14 protein-coding genes are annotated in these 20,380 nt (G+C 67.8%); 11 read left to right on the top strand and 3 right to left on the bottom strand.

What is annotated here, in order from left to right; genetic code table 11:
- The first annotated feature begins 4 nt into the window (after positions 1-4).
- From A3AG_RS0126190 to A3AG_RS0126210, 5 genes are all read left to right on the top strand, one after another.
- Entirely contained in the window at positions 5-1,555 is a 1,551-nt protein-coding gene (locus A3AG_RS0126190) for an acyl-CoA carboxylase subunit beta (RefSeq protein ID WP_026164481.1), read from the top strand.
- Positions 1,556-1,617: 62 nt separating this feature from the next.
- Positions 1,618-4,935, top strand: coding sequence for an acetyl-CoA carboxylase family protein (locus tag A3AG_RS0126195; RefSeq protein ID WP_026164482.1), 3,318 nt, complete (start codon positions 1,618-1,620; stop codon positions 4,933-4,935).
- A gap of 43 nt (positions 4,936-4,978) precedes the next feature.
- The gene (locus A3AG_RS0126200; RefSeq protein WP_018008253.1) at positions 4,979-7,450 is read left to right on the top strand and encodes a CaiB/BaiF CoA-transferase family protein; all 2,472 of its coding nucleotides are present in this window, start codon (positions 4,979-4,981) and stop codon (positions 7,448-7,450) included.
- A 46-nt stretch (positions 7,451-7,496) separates the two neighbouring features.
- Positions 7,497-8,525 (top strand): tripartite tricarboxylate transporter substrate binding protein, encoded by a 1,029-nt coding sequence (locus tag A3AG_RS0126205; protein ID WP_018008254.1) that lies wholly within the window; start codon positions 7,497-7,499, stop codon positions 8,523-8,525.
- Between the two features lie 331 nt (positions 8,526-8,856).
- The gene (locus A3AG_RS0126210; RefSeq protein WP_018008255.1) at positions 8,857-10,398 is read left to right on the top strand and encodes an MltF family protein; all 1,542 of its coding nucleotides are present in this window, start codon (positions 8,857-8,859) and stop codon (positions 10,396-10,398) included.
- Positions 10,399-10,505: 107 nt separating this feature from the next.
- Here A3AG_RS0126210 and A3AG_RS0126215 read toward each other — a convergent pair whose 3' ends face one another.
- Complete coding sequence (locus tag A3AG_RS0126215) at positions 10,506-11,324, bottom strand: IclR family transcriptional regulator (RefSeq protein WP_018008256.1); 819 nt, start codon at positions 11,322-11,324, stop codon at positions 10,506-10,508.
- Between the two features lie 154 nt (positions 11,325-11,478).
- Here A3AG_RS0126215 and A3AG_RS32025 point away from each other — a divergent pair, with 154 nt between their 5' ends.
- From A3AG_RS32025 to A3AG_RS0126245, 6 genes are all read left to right on the top strand, one after another.
- Positions 11,479-12,528, top strand: a complete 1,050-nt coding sequence (locus tag A3AG_RS32025; RefSeq protein WP_081610778.1) for an amidohydrolase family protein — start codon at positions 11,479-11,481, stop codon at positions 12,526-12,528.
- Between the two features lie 119 nt (positions 12,529-12,647).
- Positions 12,648-13,667, top strand: coding sequence for a Bug family tripartite tricarboxylate transporter substrate binding protein (locus A3AG_RS0126225; protein ID WP_018008258.1), 1,020 nt, complete (start codon positions 12,648-12,650; stop codon positions 13,665-13,667).
- 22 nt (positions 13,668-13,689) lie between these two features.
- A complete protein-coding gene (locus A3AG_RS0126230) occupies positions 13,690-14,889 on the top strand; it encodes a CaiB/BaiF CoA transferase family protein (RefSeq protein WP_026164483.1) in 1,200 nt (399 codons plus the stop codon).
- Positions 14,886-15,758, top strand: a complete 873-nt coding sequence (locus A3AG_RS0126235; RefSeq protein ID WP_018008260.1) for a citryl-CoA lyase — start codon at positions 14,886-14,888, stop codon at positions 15,756-15,758. Before A3AG_RS0126230 ends, A3AG_RS0126235 begins: the two co-directional genes overlap by 4 nt.
- Before the next feature lie 152 nt (positions 15,759-15,910).
- Positions 15,911-16,870: a Bug family tripartite tricarboxylate transporter substrate binding protein gene (locus tag A3AG_RS0126240; RefSeq protein WP_018008261.1), complete on the top strand. Its 960-nt coding sequence runs from the start codon at positions 15,911-15,913 to the stop codon at positions 16,868-16,870.
- A 476-nt stretch (positions 16,871-17,346) separates the two neighbouring features.
- Positions 17,347-17,568 (top strand): DUF2188 domain-containing protein, encoded by a 222-nt coding sequence (locus A3AG_RS0126245; protein ID WP_018008262.1) that lies wholly within the window; start codon positions 17,347-17,349, stop codon positions 17,566-17,568.
- Positions 17,569-17,814: 246 nt separating this feature from the next.
- Here the strand turns inward: A3AG_RS0126245 and aspA are convergent, their stop codons facing one another.
- Both aspA and A3AG_RS0126260 read right to left on the bottom strand, forming a co-directional pair.
- A complete protein-coding gene (gene aspA / locus A3AG_RS0126255) occupies positions 17,815-19,236 on the bottom strand; it encodes an aspartate ammonia-lyase (RefSeq protein ID WP_018008264.1) in 1,422 nt (473 codons plus the stop codon).
- 231 nt (positions 19,237-19,467) lie between these two features.
- On the bottom strand, positions 19,468-20,202 hold the full coding sequence (locus A3AG_RS0126260) for an RNA polymerase sigma factor (protein ID WP_018008265.1): 735 nt from the start codon (positions 20,200-20,202) through the stop codon (positions 19,468-19,470).
- Between the last annotated feature and the right edge of the window lie 178 nt (positions 20,203-20,380).

Genomic DNA, 20,380 nt, shown 5'->3' on the forward strand with positions numbered 1-20,380 from the left:
GGCAGTGAGCTGGCAGCCCGAAATCGATGAACTGGCCCACCGTCGACGGCTTGCCGCCCGCATGGGCGGTGAAGGCAAGGTGGAACGCCACAAGGCGGCCGGCAAGCTGACGGTGCGCGAGCGTATCGATGCCCTGGCCGATCCCGGCTCGTTCCGCGAGGTCGGCGGCCTGACCGGCAGCGGCCGCTACGACAGCAACGGGCGGCTGGTGGACCTGGTTCCCTCCAACCTGGTAATGGGACGCGCGCAGGTCGGCGGCCGGCCGGCGGTGCTTGTCGGGGATGATTTCACCGTGCGCGGCGGTGCCAACGAGGGCGCGGTGGGCGACAAGCTGATCCACGCCGAAAAGATGGCGCATGACCTGCGGCTGCCGATGATCCGGCTGGTCGACGGCACCGGCGGCGGCGGCTCGGTGCGCAATATCGAGATCAAGGGCCATACCCTGATCCCCACCATGAAGGTCTGGCAGCACGTGGTGGAGAACATGTCGGTGGTGCCGGTAGTGTCGCTGGCCCTGGGCTCGGTGGCGGGCATGGGCGCGGCGCGCGTGGCCGCCAGCCACTATTCGGTGATGGTCAGGGACACCTCGCAACTGTTCAGCGAGGGCCCGCCGTCGGTCGTGGCCCGGGTGGGCGAGGCGCTCAGCAAGAACGAACTGGGCGGCAGCCAGATCCACACCCGCAACGGCGTGGTCGACGATGAGGTCGGCACCGAGCAGGAGGCCTTCGTGCGCGCGCGCCGGTTCCTGTCCTATCTGCCGCCCTCCGTCTTTGCACTGCCGCCGCGCAGCGAGCCCGGGGACGACGCCGCGCGTCGCGACCCATGGCTGCTGTCGGCGATTCCGCGGGACAGCCGGGCGGACTACGAGATCCGGCCGATCATGCAGGCGCTGTTGGATGCCGATTCCTGTTTCGAGATCGGCAGGCACTGGGGCTGCGCCGTCGTCACCGCGCTGGCCCGCCTGGATGGCTGGCCGGTGGCGGTGATCGCCAGCGACCCGTCCTTTCATGGCGGCAGCTGGGACAGCGACAGCGCCGAGAAATTCACCCGCTTCGTCGACATGGCCCAGGCCTTCCATCTGCCGGTGGTCAACCTGGTCGATACGGCCGGCTTCCGGGTAGGCCTGGAGGCCGAACGGGCAGGGATCATGCGCTATGGCGTGCGCGCGCTGTCGGCGCTCTACCAGGCCACGGTGCCGTGGTGCTCGGTGATCCTGCGCCGCGCCTATGGCGTGTCGGCGGCCGCACACCAGCACATGGGCCGCTTCAATTTCCGCTATGCCTGGCCCTCCGCCAACTGGGGCGCCTTGCCGCTCGAAGGCGGCCTCGATGTCGCCTACAAGGCCGAGATCGAAGGCGCCGACGATCCGGTGCAGAAGCGCGCCGAGATCGAGCTGCGCGTGCGCAGCCTGACCTCGCCGTTCCGCAGCGCGGAAGCCTTCGTCATCGAGGACATCATCGACCCGCGCGACACCCGCGCGCTGCTGTGCGAGTTCGCCAACCTGGCGGCGCCGCTGCGCGAGGCGGGGATCAGCCGCTTTGGCATACGGCCCTGAGAGCGGCCAGGCCCGGCATCCCGGGCATGCCACGGACATCGAATTACAGAGAGGAGACTGCGTTGAAGAAGCTGTTGATCGCCAATCGAGGGGAGATCGCGCTGCGCGTGCTGCGCGCCGCACGCGATCTCGAGATCGGGACCGTGTCGGTCTATTCGCAGGACGACCAGGCCGCGCTGCACCGGATCCTGGCCGACGAGGCCGTCGCCCTCGACGGCGCCGGGCCAGCGGCGTACCTCGACATGGCAGGCATCATCGCCGCGGCCAGGGCATGCGGCTGCGATGCGATCCACCCGGGCTATGGCTTCCTCAGCGAACGGGCCGACTTTGCCCGGGCCTGCCAGGATGCCGGCATCCGCTTTATCGGCCCCACCGTGGAGCAACTTGCACTATTCGGCGACAAGGGGCGAGCGCTTGAACTGGCGGCCGGCAGCGACGTGCCGGTCATGCCGGCGACGCGCGGCGCGGCCTCGCTGCAAGACATCGCCAGTTTCTTCGACCAGCAAGGCGGCGCGGGCGTGGTGATCAAGGCGGTCGGCGGGGGCGGCGGCCGCGGCATGCGCGTGGTACGCCGGCGCGAGGACCTGGCCGAAGCCTATGCGCGCTGCCGTTCCGAGGCGGGCTCGGCCTTTGGCATCGATGCCGTCTACGCCGAGCGCCTGGTTGCGCGCGCGCGCCATATCGAAGTGCAGATCGCCGGCGACGGCGCGCACGTGATTGCCCTGGGCGAACGCGACTGCACCCTGCAGCGCCGCTTCCAGAAGCTGGTCGAGATCGCTCCCAGCCCGGTACTGAAACCGCAGCTGCGCGAGCAGATCATCAAGGCGGCGCTCCGGCTGGCGCGCCGCGTCAACTACCAGAGCCTGGGCACCTTCGAGTTCCTGGTCGAGGAAACCGAAGCGGGCGAGCAGAAGGACTTTGTCTTCATCGAAGCCAATCCGCGCTTGCAGGTCGAGCACACCATCACCGAGCAGGTCACCGGCGTCGACCTGGTCGCGCTGCAGATCGGCATCGCCGCGGGGCAGACGCTCGCCGATCTCGGCCTGGATCCCGCTGCGCCGCCGCCGGTGCGCGGCTATGCCATCCAGGTGCGCATCAACGCCGAGATCACCGATGCGCAAGGCCTGGCGCGTCCCGCGCACGGCCGGCTGGAGCGCTTCGATGCGCCTTCGGGCCCGGACGTTCGCGTCGATTCCCATGGCTACACCGGCTATGAACCGTCGCCCAATTTCGACACCCTGCTGGCCAAGCTGATCGTCACCAGCGCAGCGCCGAAGTTCGACGCGGCGGTGCGGCGCCTGCAGCGCAGCCTGGCGGAGTTCCGCATCGCCGGCGTGCCGACCAACCTCAACCTGCTGCGCGCGCTGGTGCAGCGCGACGATTTCCTCGCGCAGGACGTCCACACCCGGCACTTCGAGGCGATCGTGCAGGAACTGACCGCGGCGGCGGAGGCGATGGCGCAGGCCGGACGCGCGCACGAAGCCTTGCTGGGCGGCGTGGCCCATCCTGCGCAGGCGCTCGCGCCGCGCCCCGCCGATGCGGAAGAGCAAATCGGCGAGGGCCTGGTCGCGGTCCGTGCGCCGCTGACGGGCAGGGTGGTGGAGATTGGCGTGGCGCTGGACGAAATCGTCAAGCCCGGCCAGACCGTCGCGGTGCTCGACGCCATGAAGATGGAGCATGCCATCGTCGCCGGATGCGGCGGCCGCGTGGTCGACCTGCGGCTGGAGCCGGGCGCGCTGGCTTCGGAAAACCAGGTGCTGATCGTGCTGGAGCAGATCGAGGCCGATGGCATCGCCGTGGCTGCCGCCCGGCAGGTCGATCCCGATGCGATTCGCGCCGACCTGCAGCGCGTGCTGGACCGCCATGCCTGCCTGGATGACGCCGCGCGTCCCGATGCCGTCGCCAGGCGCCGCGCGCGCGGGCAGCGCACCGCGCGCGAGAACGTCGCCGACCTGTGCGATCCGGATACCTTCGTCGAGTACGGTGCGCTGGCCCTCGCCGCGCAGGCTTCGCGCCGCAGCCAGCAGGACCTCATTGCCAACACCCCGGCGGATGGCCTGATCACGGGCATCGGCAACATCAACGGCGAACTGGTCGGCACGGAACGAGCGCGCAGCGCGGTGATGGCCTACGACGCCACGGTGATGGCTGGCACGCAGGGCAAGCGCAACCATATCAAGACCGACCGCATCGTCGAGGTGGCGCTGCGCGACGAGCTGCCCCTGGTGCTGTTCGGCGAAGGCGGTGGCGGCCGGCCCGGGGACGTGGATTTCCCTTCGGTGTCCGGGCTGTACCAGCCGTCGTTCGCCGCCTTTGCCGGGCTGAGCGGCAATGTGCCGGTGGTGGGCATCGTCTCGGGGCGCTGTTTCGCCGGCAACGCGGCCTTCGTCGGCTGCTGCGACGTCATCATTGCCGACAAGTCGGCCAATATCGGCATGGCGGGACCGGCCATGATCGAAGGCGGCGGCCTCGGCACCTTCCGCCCGGAGGACGTCGGTCCCGCATCGGTCCAGGTTGCCAACGGCGTGGTCGATATCCTGGTCGACAACGAGGCCCAGGCCGTGCAGGTGGCGAAGCACTACCTGTCCATGTTCCAGGGGCGCGTGGCGCACTGGAGCGCGCCGCAAGCGCTGGCGCTGCGCCATGTCGTGCCGGAGAACCGGCTGCGCGTGTACGACACCCGCAAGGCCATCGAGGGCATCGCCGACGTCGGCAGCGTGCTGATGCTGCGCGCCGGCTTCGGCGCGGGCATCCACACCGCGCTGGCCCGCGTGGAAGGCCAGCCCGTTGGCATCATGGCCAATAATCCCTATCACCTTGGCGGCGCCATCGATGCGGACGCCGCGGACAAGGCGTCGCGCTTCATGCAGCTGTGCGATGCGCACCGCCTGCCGATCATCTCGCTGATCGACACCCCGGGGTTCATGGTGGGTCCGGAATGCGAGGCCCGGGCGCAGGTGCGGCACGTGTCGCGCATGTTCCTGACGGCGGCCAAGCTGCGTGTCGCGCTACTGGCGGTGACGCTGCGCAAGGGCTATGGCCTGGGTGCGATGGCCATGGCGGGTGGTGGCTTCCGCTCGGCAAGCTTCACGGTGTCGTGGCCGACCGGCGAATTCGGGCCGATGGGCCTGGAGGGCGCGGTCAGGCTGGGCTTCAAGAAGGAGCTCGAAGCCGTGCCGGATGGCCCGGAGCGCAAGGCGCTGTTCGACAGGCTGGTCGCCCAGTCCTACGAGCGCGGCCACGCGATCAACACCGCGGCCGCAGTCGAGATCGATGCGGTGATCGACCCGGCGCAGACCCGCAAGTGGATCGCACAGGGCATCGCCTCGGCGGACTTGCGCGGCCGCAGGGAGCGCCGCGGATTTGTCGACGCGTGGTAAGCGCCGTGCCTGACAAACCCCCACATAGAGCCAAGAGGTTGCCATGATCAAGCATGGGTTTGACCCGGCGCAGCTGGCGCTGGGCGGCGTGCGCGTGCTCGAGGTCGGCAGCGGCCCGGCGCTGGCGTACGCGGGCAAGCTGTTTGCCGACTTCGGCGCAGAAGTCATCAAGGTCGAGAGCCCCGCGGGCGACGCTTGGCGGCGGATGCCGCCGCTGGTGAGCGCACCGGATGCCGGGCAGCCGGAAAGCGCGCTGTTTGCGTGGCTGAATACCAACAAGCGAAGCGTTAGCGCCGACGACCGGAACGTAGAGGATGGCGCCTGGCTGGCACAGCTGGCGCTGACGTGCGACGTGGTGCTGGATGCCCGTGCGCTGGCTGAAGGCCCGGGCATTCCCGGCACGCCGGTCTGGCGGCGGGCGGCCGATGACACGCCACCGCACGAGCCGATCGAGGTGGCACTCACGTGGTTCGGCGAGAGCGGGCCGTACAGCCATTACGCCGGCGCCGAAGCCGTGTGCCGCGCGCTTGCCGGCGCCGTGCACGGCAGCGGTCCCGCGGCGGGGCCGCCGCACATGCCGCACGACGTGCAGTCGGCGATCGTGGTGGGGCTGAGTGCGTTCTCAGCCGCCGTCGCGGCGCTGATCGGCAGCGGCCAGGGCAGCCGCCGCTATGTGCTGAGCGCCCACGAAGCGATCTTCGGCGTGGTCGAGATGGAAGCGGGCATGGTGCAGGACAGGCGCCATCCGCTGAAGCGCCTTGGCGTCAACCGGTTCTGCGGCACGCATCCGGCCGGGATCTACCAGACGGCCGAAGGGTGGATCGGCATCTTTACGCACACCCTGCCGCAGTGGAAGGGCCTGTGCGAGGCCATCGGGCGTCCGGATCTTGGCGGCGATCCGCGCTACGCCAGCGGCCCGGAACGGATGGAACGCGCCGACGAGATCGACGCGCTGCTGCTGCCTGCCTTCCTGACGCGCACGGCGCGGCAGTGGTTCGAGATCCTTGGCGACAAGAAGCATCCGGCCGTGATCGTGCCGACCATGGAGACCCTGCTTGGCCAGGCAGTGCACCGGCAGCGCGGCGCCTTCGTGCCGGTCGGCGTGGGCGGCGCCTGGTTCGAAGGCCCGGTGGTGCCGCTGCGCCTCGATGCGGCGGGCCCGCTGCCCGGGGGCGATGCGCCGGCAAAGGGTGCGCATGACCTGCACTACCGCACCGCGGGGCTGGATCATCAGCCGCGCCAGACGCTGAGGCGAACGGCCGGCGAGCGCTTGCCGCTGGCCGGCATTCGCGTCGTCGACCTGACCATGGGCTGGGCGGGGCCGCTGGCGGCGCGCACGCTGGCCGACTTTGGCGCGGAGATCATCAAGGTCGAAAGCACCGGTTATCCCGACTGGTGGCGTGGCGCCAATTTCACCGAGGCGTTCTATCGGGACAGGCTGTACGAGAAGAACACGAACTTCAACCTGATGAACCGCAACAAGCTCGGCATTACGCTGGACCTGACACGGCCCGAAGGCAAGCAGTTGCTGCTGCGGCTGGTCGAAGGTGCCGACGCGGTCATCGAGAATTATTCCGCCGAGGTCCTGCCCAAGCTCGGGCTGGACTACGAAGCGCTGCGCGCCAGGAACGAACGGCTGGTGATGCTGTCGATGCCGGCCTTCGGGCTTGGCAACGCGTGGAGCAATACCCGCGCGTACGGCGGCACGCTCGAGCAGGCCAGCGGGCTGCCGCTATATACGGGGCACCCGGATGGTCCGCCGGCCATGACGTCATACGCCTATGGCGATCCCATCGGTGGCCTGAACGGCGGCGCGGCGATCCTGCTGGCGCTGTTGGCGCAGCAGGCGACGGGGCAGGGGCGGCACATCAATCTGTCGCAGGTAGAGGCGATGCTGCCGATGGCGGCACCGTTCATGCTGGAGCAATCCGTCACCGGCGCCGTCTCGCCGCGGCAGGGCAATCGCCATCCGATGCACTCGCCGCATGGGTGCTTCCGTTGCGCAGGCGACGATGCGTGGATCGTGCTGACGGTGACCGATGCGGACTGGCCCGCGCTGTGCCGGGCCATCGGCCGGGCGGACCTCGCGGCCGATCCCGGCCTGGCGCGGGCCCCGGGACGGCGCGGCCAGGAGGGCAGGATCGAGCAGGCGATCAAGTCCTGGTGCGTGCGCCGCGACGCCGAAGCGGCAATGCAGCAGCTGCAACAGGCCGGCATCGCCGCCGGCGTGGTGCGGCCGATGTCGCAGGTGCTGCAGGACCCCCATCTGTGCGCGCGCGGGTTCTGGCGCCAGGTCGAGCGCGCCCACGTCGGCACCTACACAGCCAGCACCGCATGGTTCAGGACCGGGCCGGACCCCGTGCCGATCCGCCATGTCGCGCCGACGCTGGGCGAACACACCGAAGCGGTGCTGCGCCGCGTGCTTGGGCTCAGCGCGGACCAGATCGCAAGCCTGGCACAACAGGGCATCACCGGCACGGTCGCGAAGCCAAAGCAGGCAAGGCCAATGCCGTGAGCCCTGCAAGTATTCAGAAAGACCATTATTACGACACGGAGACGACATGAACAAGCCGACATGGATCCAGCGCTGCCAGGCAGGCGTAAAGGCCGGCAAACGCGGCATGGCCGCAGCCGCGCTCGGCATCGTGGCCACGACGATGGCCGCGCCGGCCGCGGGCCAGAATACCGGCTGGCCCAACAAGCCGATCCGGATGATTGTTCCCTTTCCGGCGGGATCGTTCACGGATACCGTGGCCCGGGTACTTTCCGAGCGCCTGGCCAGGTCCCTCGGCCAGCCTGTAGTGGTCGAAAACAAGGCGGGCGCGAACGGGCTGATCGGCGTGGGCGAGGCCGCCAGGGCCGCGCCCGACGGCTATACGCTGCTGGTCACCAACTCCAGCAGCATTACCATCAACCCGCAGATCTACAAGAAGGGCACCTATTCGCCAAAGGACTTCACGCCGGTCACCCTGGTCCTGGAGGCACCTTTCATCCTTGTCGCCAACCCTGACTGGTCGCAGAAAAACGCGGTCGGCTCGGTGCCGGAACTGGTGCGCTACGCGGCGCAGCACCCCGGCAAGGTCAGCTATGGCTCGGCCGGCCCGGGAAATATCGCGCATCTCAGCTTTGCCATGCTGAACAACCGGGCCAGGATCAAGACCACGCACATTCCGTACAAGTCCGCGGCCCAGGCCCAACTGGCCGTGATCAGCGGTGAGCTGGATACCGCCTTCGACACCTGGACGGCGCTGCCGCAGATCAAGGCGGGCAAGCTCAGGCCCCTCGCCGTTACCGCATCGAAGCGCATGGCGCAGTTGCCGGAAGTGCCCACGCTGGAGGAGCTTGGCATCTCGCCCTTCGACGTGACTTTCTGGATCGGCATGCTGGTACCGGCCGGCACGCCGCCGCAGATCGTCCAGAAGCTCCATTCGGTCGCGCAAGGGCTTGTCGAGGACAGCAAGGCCAAGACAGCGCTGGGCCAGCAAGGCGATGTCGTGATGATCGATCCGGCCAATTTCGCGAAGCGCGTGGCAAGAGAGGAGGGCAACTGGACGGCGGTGATCCAGCGCGAAGCCATCACGCTCGATTGAGCCGGCGGACGGCGCCACGGGCGTGGCGGATTCCGCGGGGAATGTGCATGCTGGCGTATGTTGCTTGACAGCGCCAGGCGGTCGGTATGCGGCAGCCTGGCGTGGCCAGGCGGTGTTGCGCGAAGCGTCGGCCACGGCCCACCCGGGCAGTTTTGTTCCTGCTGCGCCGACGTCTGCATTTCCTGCAGGCAGCCGCGTGCTTCGTTCCGCTTGCAGGTCCCCCGCTTGTAACTCCCCCGCTTGTAACTCCCCCGCTTGTAACTCCCTATATCACGCCTAGACTCCATATGGGCAAACCGCGCGCTTGCTTGCACGGCTTGCGATCCCCGCCATGTCCGCTGTCCGCCCTTCCCGCTGGCTGGCAGGCCTCCTTCTGTCCGGCCTGATGGGCGCGCTCAGCCCTGGCGGACCCTCTGCGGCAGCCCAGCAACCGCCGCCATCGCCAAAGCCGGCAGCGTCGGCCCCTGGCGCTGCCGCCGCGACAGACCAGGCCACTGCCGCCAAGCCGCGCGGCCTGAACCTTGCCAACAAGCCCCGTACCGGCGATTTCGACGTGATGCTCAAGAGCCGCGTCATCCGCGTGCTGGTGCCGTACAGCCGCACGCTTTACTTCAGCGACAAGGGCCGCGAGCGCGGACTGACCGCGGAGCTGGTGCGTGACTTCGAGCGCTACCTGAACAAGAAATACGCCGACCAGCTCGGCAAGCGCCCGCTGACTATCGTCATCATCCCGACCACGCGCGACCGGCTGCTGCCCGACCTGATGGCGGGGCTTGGCGATATTGCCGCCGGCAACCTCACCGAGACCGAAAGCAGGCTCAGGCAGGTGGACTTCACCGCGCCGCGCGACCGCAAGCCGGTGCGCGAGCTGGTGGTCACGGGGGCAAAGGCGCCGCCGTTGCAGCGCCTCGACGATCTCGCCGGGAAGACCGTGCATGTACGTCGCGCCAGCAGCTATTTCGAAAGCCTGACCGTGCTGAACGACGGCCTGCGCCGCGCCGGCAAGGCGCCGATCAGGCTGGTCATGCTGCCCGACGCGCTCGAGGACGAAGACGCGCTCGAGATGCTCAACGCGGGCGTGCTGCAAATCCTGGTGGTCGATGACTGGAAGGCCGCGATGTGGGCGCAGATCCTGCCGAACATCAAGGTGCGCGAAGATCTTGCGGTGCGCGAAGGCAGCTATACCGGCTGGGCCTACCGCAAGAACAGCCCGCAACTGCGGCAGGCGATCGAAGACTTCTACCTCAATTTCGTCAAGAAGCAGGGCGGAGCGGAGTACCGGCTCAAGCAGACCATGCTGCGCATCAAGCAGATCAAGAACAATACCGACGATGCCGAGTACAAGCGCTTCCAGCAGACCATCGCCTTCTTCGAGAAGTACGGCAAGGACTATGGCTTCGACCCGCTGATGCTGGCCGCGCAGGGTTTCCAGGAATCACAGCTGAACCAGGAGGCGCGCAGCCATGTCGGCGCGATCGGCATCATGCAGATCATGCCGGCCACCGGCAAGGAGCTGAATGTCGGCAATATCCGGATGGCCGAGGCCAACGTCCACGCCGGCGCCAAGTACATGGACCGGCTGATGACGAAGTACTTCCCCGACGCGCATTTCTCGGAAGCGAACCGGCCGCTGTTCGCCTTCGCCAGCTATAACGCCGGGCCGGGCAATATCGCCAAGATGCGCAAGGAAGCGGCGGCGCGCGGGCTGGATCCCGACAAGTGGTTCAACAACGTCGAGATCGTGGTGGCGGAGAAGATCGGCATCGAGACCACCACCTATGTGCGCAATATCTTCAAGTACTACGCGGCGTACCGGCTGATGCAGGACATGCAGGCGTCGCGCGAGCGCGCGATCCGAGAGGTACAGAAATAGCAGCCGGCACCAGTGGCCGGCACCGCGGGAGCAAGCCCATGCGCTCTCGCGCTCTGAGCACGATGGCCATCACCAAAGCGTTGCCCCGCCGGCATGCCCGGGCGCGATTAGTTCTGCGCGCCAACGGCACCGCTGGCGATGACCTGCTCCATCCGAAGATTCGCAATGCCCGCATCGAAGCGGGCGCGGCTGCCGCCCAGGATCTCGGTGGCCTGCCCGGCTGCCTTCAGCAGCGTCGCGATGGCCGCGAACATCGTTGGCGCGGCGCTGAATCTCTGCCTGGGTCCCGATAACGTCAGGGCGCCCGCCAGTTCGCCCGTGGCGCCGAATACCGGCACGGATGCTGCAGCGGTTTCCGCTTCACGCTCGCCATAGGACACCGCCCACAGGCGATCACGCACCTGCTGCCAGCGCGGATCGCCGGGTTCGCTGAAGGCGAGCAGCACTTTGCCCGAGGCGCCGCGGTCGATGGGAAATTCGTCGCCGACACCAATGGACACGCGCACGGCCCGCGCGGGCTCGACGCGATACAGCACCAGGCGACGGTCTCCCTGCCGGACATAGAACGATGCGGTCTCGCCGAGTTCGCGGCTGAGCTGCTCCAGCAGGTTCTCGATGACCGGGCCGACCCGGAACGAGCGCTGGAAGATCGCGGCCAGCCGCAGCGGCTCCGGTCCGATCGCGTATTGCCCGTCCTCCAGTTTGCGTATAAAGCCGCCGTGCTCGAGGGCAGCCAGCAGGCGCAGCACCGTGCTCTTGTACAGATTCGTGCGACGCGACAGTTCGGTCAGGCTCAGGCGCTCGTCGGCCGGGCCGAATGCGCCCAGGATGGCGAAAGCGCGGTCCAGTACGGCCACGCCGCTGGAGGCATCGGATGCCACGGCCAGTGGAAGGCCACGGTTGGGGGATGTCTGGTTCTCGTCCATAGGGGTGGGGTCGGTTCTGTCTAGTAGAACATACGCCACAGGAAATCGCAAAAAATAGGGGTATACGCGTATGTCTGCCGCGCCGTATCGGTACTAAAGTTCTCTCACATAGAACATTGGTCTATCTAATAGAACACTTCATGACGTGCCCCGGATGTCCCTTCCCTCACACAACATGACTGCGACGACAAGCAACTATCTTCCGGTGCGCCCGGAGTGGCTGGCCTCCGGGGCGGAGCCGGCGCTGGAGCCGGACTTGCCGATCGTGGATGCGCACCACCATTTCTACGAGCGACCGGGCTGGACGTATCTGCCCGACGACTACAGCGAGGACCTGCACTGCGGACATAACGTGCGCGCTTCCGTCTACATGCAAGCGTTGACGCGCTACCGCCCGGCGGGCCCCGAGGCGCTGCGCCCGGTTGGCGAGACCGAATTCGTCGCGGCCGCCACCGCGGCGCCCGGAGAAGGCGAGCCGCAAGTGGCGAAAGCCATTGTTGGCTACGCCGACCTGCGGCAGGGCGCCGCCGTGCGCGACGTGCTGGCCGCCCACATCGAGGCAGGCCGTGGCCGCTTCCGCGGCGTGCGACACCTCGCCACCTGGGATGCCGACGCGTCGCTGGCCAATCCGCTCACCGCTGCGCCCCGGGGGTTGTTGCTCGATCCTCGGTACCGCGCCGGGGTGTCGGAGCTGGCGGGGCTGGGCCTCTCCTACGATGCCTGGCTGTTCTTTCCGCAGCTGCCGGAACTGTTTGCGCTGGCGAAAGCCAACGCGGACACCACGGTCATCGTCAACCATTGCGGCGGCGTGGTCCGCATCGGCCCGTATCGCGACCAGCAGGCCGAAGTCTTTGCACGCTGGTCGCTCGAGATGCGCGCATTGGCCCGGCTGCCAAACGTCTACGTCAAGCTGGGTGGCCTGGGGATGCGCATCAACGGCTTTGATTTCGAGCGGGGCGAGCGTCCGCCTTCGTCCACCGATCTCGCCGACGCCTGGAAGCCGTGGATGCTCACGTGCATCGAGGCGTTCGGCGCCGAGCGCTGCATGTTTGAAAGCAATTTTCCGGTGGACAAGGGTTCGTACCCCTACAGCAACGGCTGGAACGCCTTCAAGCGCCTGACCGCGCAGGCCAGCCCGGCCGAGCGCGATGCGCTTTTCCGCGGTACGGCAAGCGCCGTCTACCGGCTTGGCGAACCCACCTGAACCGCGGAGCCGGCGCGCCCCGTGACAGCCACGGACGGTGCGCCAGCTTCCCGACATTTCCTGACCAAAGCGACACGCTCGCCGGACGGCGCCGTGTTGCCGTCTGAACTGGAGACGACATGACTATCGCATTCGCCACCCCCCGGGTTGCCACCGGGCAGGGGCAGACCTTTGCCCGCGCGCTGCTGGGCTGCGCCTTGTCGGCGCTGCTTGCCGCGGGCGCCGCGGGCGCAGCGGCGGCCGAGGCCTATCCCGCGAAGCCGGTCCGGCTGATCGTGCCATTCCCGCCCGCGGGCGGCACCGACGTGCTGTCGCGGCTGGTGTTCAACAAGATCGGCATGGCCACCAAGTGGAACATCGTGGTGGAAAACCGTGCGGGCGCCGGCGGCAATATCGGGCTGGACAGCGTCGCCAAGGCCCGGCCCGATGGCTACACCCTGGGCATGGGCCAGACCGCCAACCTGGCGATCAATCCCACGCTGTACCCCAGGATGCCCTACGACGCGCAGAAGGACTTCACGCCGGTGGCGCTGTTGGCGGCACAGCCGGTAGTGCTGATCGTGCGCAATGACGCGCCCTACAAGAATGTCGCAGACCTGGTTGCCGCCGCGAGGGCGAGGCAGTTGTCGATGGCATCCGCTGGCACTGGCACGGTCGGACACCTGACCGGCGAGATGTTTGCGCGGCGCGCAGGCATCAAGATGCTGCACGTGCCATACAAGGGCGCCTCGCCGGCGCTGACGGACCTGATGGGCGGGCAGACCGATTTCTACTTCGCCACGCCGCCGATTGCCATGCCGATGATCAAGGCCGGCAAAGTGCGCGCGCTGGCGGTGACTTCGGCCAGGCGCATGCCGTTGCTGCCGGCACTGCCGACCATTGCAGAGTCGGGCTACGCCGGTTTCCAGGCGGAAGACTGGAAGGCACTGGTGGCGCCGGCCGGCACGCCGCCTGAAGTCGTGGCGCGCCTGAATGCCGAGATCAACAAGGCGCTGGCGCAGCCGGACACCATCAGCAAGCTGCGTGAAGAAGGCAGCGAGCCGCGCGGCGGTTCCGCCCGCGACCTTGCCGCCTTTATCCACAGCGAGAACGCGCGCTGGGGCGACATCGTGCGCCAGTCCGGCGCGCGTGCCGAATAACGCGATGTCGTCGGAAGCCGCCATGCAAAAACCCCTGCGCAATATTCGCGTGCTCGACCTCACCAACGTGCTGGCCGGGCCCTTCTGCTGCCACCAGCTTGCCCATATGGGTGCCGAGGTCATCAAGGTGGAGACCCCGGGCACCGGCGACCTCGCGCGCCAGCTCGGCGCCGATGCCGAACTCAACCAGCGCCTGATGGGGGTGTCGTTCCTGGCGCAGAACCCTGGCAAGCGGTCGATCACCATCAACCTCAAGCATGCGCGTGGCAAGGAGGTGTTCCGCAAGCTGGTGCGCGGCGCCGACGTAGTGGTCGAGAATTTCCGGCCCGGCGTGATGCACCGGCTTGGCCTGGGCTACGACACGCTCAGGCAGGACAACCCGCGCCTGATCTACTGTGCCATCTCCGGGTTTGGCCAGGACGGGCCGCTGGCGGAACTGCCGGCCTATGACCAGATCATCCAGGGCATGTCGGGCGTGATGAGCATTACCGGCGATGCGCAGACCGCGCCGTACCGTGTCGGGTATCCGGTGTCGGACACCATCGGCGGCCTGACCGCTGCGTTTGCCGTGGCGGCGTCGCTGGCGGACCACCAGCGCACCGAAGGCTACTTCATCGATGTATCGATGCTTGAGGCCACGCTTGCGACCATGGGCTGGGTGGTGTCCAACCACCTGATCGCCGGCCGCGACCCGATGCCGATGGGCAACGAGAACATGACCGCCAGCCCGTCGGGGACGTTCCGTACCGGCGACGGGCTGCTCAATATCGCCGCCAACAAGCAAGAGCAGTTCGAGGCCGTGTGCCGCGTGGTGGGCCGGCCCGAACTCGCCACCGACGAACGCTTTGCCCGACGCCAGGCGCGCCTGGCCAACCGCGCCGCGCTGACCGCGGCGCTGGAAGCCGAACTGGCCCGCAAGCCGGCCACGGAATGGTGGCCGTTGCTGAACGATGCCGGGGTACCGGCAGGGCCGGTCCTGAGCGTGCCCGACACGCTGGCGCATCCGCAGGTGCGCGACCGCGGCATGATCGGCGCCTTCGCCAATGCTCCGGGCGTCGGGCGCGATATCCGGGTGGTGCGCACCGGCTTCAAGCTTAACCGGGAGGCGCCTGCAGTCGACACGCCGCCGCCCGAGCTGGGCCAGCATACGCGCGAGATCCTGGGCCAGCTGGGCTACAGCGACGCGGACATCCAACAACTGAGCGAGGAGCGCGCGGTATGAGCGACATCGACAAGGCACCCACCGGCGCGGATCGCGCCATGGACCCGGGCCAGCGCCTGGCGCAGGACTGGTGGCGCACGGAAATCATCGACATGCGTCCGGGCGAGATCCGCTACCGCGGCTATCCCATCGAACAACTGATCGGCCGTGTCTCGTTCGCGCAGATGATCTGGCTGATGCTGCGTGGCGAGCTGCCCGGCCCGGGCCAGGGCGAACTGCTTGATGCGGCGCTGATGGCCGCCGTCGACCATGGCCCGCAGGCGCCCAGCATCGCCATCGCCCGCATGGCGGCGACGTGCGGCGTGGGGCTGAACAATGCGATGGCCTCGGCCGTCAACGTGCTGGGCGACGTGCATGGCGGCGCGGGCGAGCAGGCGGTGGCGCTGTATGAAGACGTCGCGGCGCGCATCGACGCCGGCATCGACCTGGAAGAGGCCGTCGCCGCCGCGCTGCAGCACTATCGCGACCTGCACGGCAAGTTCGTATCGGGCTTCGGCCACCGCTTCCATCCCCTCGATCCGCGCGCGCCGCGCCTGCTCGCACTGGTGGAGCAGGCCGCGGCAGACGGCGTTGTCAACGGTCGCTACGCGGCCATCGCGGTGGCCATCGAGCGGGCGCTGTCGGCGGGCCGCAGCAGGCCGATCCCGATGAATATCGACGGCGCCACCGCCGTCATTTATGCGGAACTGGGCTTCCCCGCACCGCTGGCGCGCGGGCTGTTCTGCCTGTCGCGATCGGTCGGCATCCTGGCGCATGCGTGGGAGCAGACCAACCAGGGCGGCCGCAACAAGGGACCCATCCCGCGCCAGTTCCTGTGGACCTATGACGGCGCGCCGCAGCGCGACGTGCCCGACGCCGGCATGCCTTGACGCGCTGATCCATCCCGCCCCGGAGAGATCCCACTTCCGCACGGATTCAAAAAAAAGCGCGGGGCGCATGAACGCCCCGCCGAAACCTCGCTCGCGCGTGAACGCGGCGCAACCACGCGCGTGCGGCAAGCCAACACCAAGGAGACAGCCTCATGTTGACCCGACTGATCGCCACCGCCGCGCTGGTTTGCGCGAGCGCATCCGGCCATGCCGAACCATGGCCAGCCAAGCCCGTCCGTATCGTCGTGCCGTACTCGGCCGGCGGTACCACCGACTTTGTTGCGCGGCAGATTGCGCAAAAGCTGACCGAAAGCACCGGCAAGTCCTTCTTCGTCGAGAACAAGCCCGGGGCCAGCGGTACGATCGGCACGATGCAGGTTGCCCGGGCCGCTCCGGACGGGTACACCCTGCTGGCCAACGACACGACATACACGATGCTGCCGTCGCTGTTCAAGGCGCTGCCCTGGGACCATGAGCATGACCTCGAGCCGGTCACTACCATCGCGCAAACGCCGGTAACCCTGATCGTTCCGGCCGGGTCGCCGTTCAGGACCCTGCAGCAGCTGATCGGCTTCGCCAGGCAGCATCCCGGCAAGCTCAATTTCGGCTCGGGCGGAGCGGGCAGCTCCACGCATTTGTCCGCCGAAGTGTTCGAGCAGCGTGCAGGCGCCAGCCTGACCCATATCCCTTACAAGGGGGCGGGGGAAGCGCTGATGGGCCTGATTTCCGGGAACGTCGACCTGCTGATTACAGCGACCCCGACCGCAATTCCGCAGGTCAAGGGTGGCAAGGCGCGCGCACTCGCCGTGACCGGCGCCAGCCGTGTGCCGGGCTTGCCCGACGTGCCGACCTTTGCGGAAGCCGGACTGCCGGACTACAAGGTGACAAACTGGTTTGGCCTGGCCGCGCCGAAGGGGACCCCGCCGGAGTTGATCAGGACGCTGCAAGGCGCCGTGCAGAAAAGCGTGCAGGGCGCCGACTTCAGGGAGCGGCTGGCCGGCATGGGCGCGAAGCCTGGCGGGATGCCGCCGGCGGATTTTGCAAAGCTGATCAGGCAGGATACGGTTACCTGGACCCAGGTGGCGAAGGCCGCCAACGTCAAGCCGGAATGAAGCCAGGACGATAACAGCGCCGGCAGCAGGCAGCAGGGCACCACAAACCGGGCGGCTGCCTCGGCACTCCGTCAGTGCGACGGCAGCTCTCTTTCCGCTCCCTGCCTTCGCCAGAGAGATCGCGATCCGCCCAGGCGCAATGCCGCGATCCCATATCGGCGCGGAGGTACGGCTCCGGGAAGCCGGTCGACCTGGCCCCGGCACAGCCCCGGCCCAGGCCACCTGTTCCCCTCCGGCGCCATCGCTATCGTAGGACGTTGCCGGACACCGCCGCCGGCCTTGATCGTCTATACCGGCCTTATGGCAATGCGGAAAGGCCGCGTGCAGTTGCCGTGCAAGTGCCCATGCATCACCGGGTCTCGCACGACGGAGGGAAGGGGGCCTTCTGGTCTTCAGGATGACCGTCACGGCGCGCTGGGCATGTAAAGCCGGCATAGCGCTCGCTGACTGGCTCGTGGCAACCGCAGGAGACAATCATGGCAAGCAAGGATGTTCACGTTGTCGCGGCCGGAGATCGCTGGGCGGTGGTAGCCGACGGAGGACACGGTCGCGAAACCTTCCGAACGCAGAAGGAGGCAATCGCCGCCGGCTGGGAGCAGGCCAGGCAAAGGCAGGTCGACCTGCTCATCCACGGACGCGATGGTCATGTCCGCGAGCGAAACCGGTTCGGCACCGAACCGGCCGATGCGAGCGGGTGAGGTCTGTGGCAGGGAAGACCGCGGAGGTTGCCGCATGGATCGACGAGGCGCAAGGGGCGTAGTCGGACAGGACCGGGAGGTCCGCACGACGGCGCCGGCTTCAGACAGTGCGGCGCGGAAAGACGGCCCTGGAGCGGCCCGCTGCCATCATGTCGTCGACACGCAGCCGGCCTCGGCCAGCGCGCGGCCGAGCGAACCCCTGCAGCGTAAGCGCGGCGCGATGGCGCGGCATGAGGACGCTCTCGTTCATGGCTTGCCGCCGAGCTTGTCGGCGCGCGGCCGGATCAGGGATTCGGGGCGCAATGCCTCGTCGAGCGCCGCGGCGGTCATCAGGCCGCGTGCCAGCACCACTTCGCGGATGGTGGTGCCCCTGGCATGGGCCTCGGCGGCGACCGAGGTCGCGTTCTTGTAGCCAATCACGGGATTGAGCGCCGTGACCAGCGCGATCGATCGCTCGATGGTCTCGCGCAGGCGTTCGGGGTTGGCGGTAATGCCGTCGACGCACTTGTGCGCCAGCGTCAGGCAGCCATTGGTCAGGTGGCGGAAACTGCGGAGCAGGCTGGCGGCAATCACCGGCTCGAAGGCGTTGAGTTGCAACTGGCCGGCCTCGGCGGCAAAGGTGATGGTGATGTCGTTGCCGAACACTTCGAAGGCGATCTGGTTGACCACCTCCGGAATGACCGGGTTGACCTTGCCCGGCATGATCGACGAACCCGCCTGCATCGGCGGGAGGTTGATCTCGCCAAAGCCGGCGCGCGGCCCGCTCGACAGCAGCCGCAGGTCGTTGCAGGTCTTGGACAGCTTGACGGCGATGCGCTTGAGCACGCCGGAGATCTGCACGAAGGCGCCGCAATCCTGCGTGGCTTCCACCAGGTTGGGCGCGAGGCACAGGTCGATGCCGGTGATGCGGCGCAGCGCGGACACCGCCTTCGGCGCGTAGTCCGGATGCGCGGTGATGCCGGTGCCGATCGCGGTGGCGCCCAGGTTGATCTCGCGGATCAGCAAGGCGGTTTCGCGCAGGCGGGCCATGTCTTCTTCGAGCATGACCGCATAGGTCGAGAACTCCTGCCCCAGGGTCATGGGCACCGCATCCTGCAACTGGGTGCGGCCGAGCTTGAGCAGGCCGGAGAACTCGGTCGACTTGCGTTCGAACGCCGCGCGCAAGACTTCCATCGCTTCGAGCAGGTGCTCGATGGCAAGGTACGTGGCAATGCGCAATGCCGTCGGATAGACGTCATTGGTGCTCTGCGCCATGTTGACGTGCTCGTTGGGGTGCAGGAAGCGGTATTCGCCCTTGCTGTGCCCCAGGTGTTCGAGCGCCCGGTTGCAGATGACCTCGTTGGCGTTCATGTTCGTCGATGTGCCGGCCCCGCCCTGGATCGTGTCGACAACGAACTGGTCGTGCAGCATGCCCTCGCGCACGTCGTGGCAGGCGGCCAGGATGGCGTCGCGCAGGTTCGCGGGCAGCAGGCCAAGTTCGGCATTGGCCTCGGCCGCGGCCTGCTTGACCGAGGCGAGCGCAATGATCAGCTCCGGCCAAGAGGAGATGGGCGTGCCGCTGATCTGGAAGTTCTCCCAGGCCCGCAGCGTGTGGATGCCGTAGTAGGCGTCGGCCGGTACCTGGCGTTCGCCAAGCAGGTCGGTTTCGGTGCGATAGGTATGGGTCATGGTGATGCGATCCGATTAGGGTTGACCGGCAGCACGGCCGCAATGTGGTCGAGCGGCGGCAAAGGCACCGGCGTCGAACCCGGCGCGGACCTGCGCCGCAGCGGTGGTGTCGCAGAGGTTGCAGGTCATCAGCGGGGTGAAGGCGAATCCCGGCGGCAATGCGCCAGGGATATGTTCACGATAGGCGATGGCCGCCCGGCTATCCGGAGCAGAGGCTCAGGGAGAGCGGCGTCATGGCGAGCGGACCAGCCCGCGCGCGCCCAGGGCCGCGAACACGTGATTGACCACCGCGTCGCAGCGTGCACCGGCAAAGCTGAAGGTGCTGCGCAGATAGGGCTTTGCCGCTTCGGCCAGGGATTTGCGCAGCAGGATGCGGGCGCGCAGGAAGCGGGTCTTGACCACGTCACCGCTTACGCCGAGGCAATAAGCCGTTTCGTCCACGCTCAGGTCTTCGACGGCCCGCAGGATGAACACGCAGCGGTAGATCGGCGGCAAGTTTTCGACCGCAGCCTGCAGCAACTCCCGCACCTGACCGCGTTCAGCCATGGCTTCCGGTGATTCGTCGTCAGCGGCGCGCAACGGCATCATGGCCTCCGGCAAAGGTTCGCCAGGGAATATTTCGTCTTCCCCCCGGACTTCCATCTGGACCAGCCGGCGTCGCTTGCGCTGCGCTGTCAGCGCGACATTGATGGCAATGCGCGCCAGCCAGGTGCTCAGCGCGGCCTCGCTGCGAAACGAATCGAGGCTGGTGAAGGCGCGCAGGTAGGTTTCCTGCACGACATCCTGGGCTTCGGCATCATCCGAGACCACGCCACGGGCGGTGCGGAACAACAGGCGGTTGTGACGCCGCATGATGACCTCGAAGGCGGACGCGGCGCCGGCGCGGGCGCTGGCAACCAGTTCGGCATCGGTGCTGGCATCGGCGCCAGACCTCATGGGCGGCCCGAGATCCCGGTTCTTGTCCATATTGCAGAGTTCCTGACCATTGGACGGCACAGCAGCGAAAAGGTGACAGTCGACCGGGGCGCATATCCGGCTGCCGTCCCTCGCCGGGTGCCGAACCACGCCTGAGCAATCCTAGGCAAACGCAACGAGCCATGACCCATCGCTATGTGGCTTCGGCCTCGTGTCACCTGCCAGCGGC

Origin of the sequence: Cupriavidus neocaledonicus (genome assembly GCF_000372525.1) — a bacterium.
GTDB lineage: Bacteria > Pseudomonadota > Gammaproteobacteria > Burkholderiales > Burkholderiaceae > Cupriavidus > Cupriavidus neocaledonicus.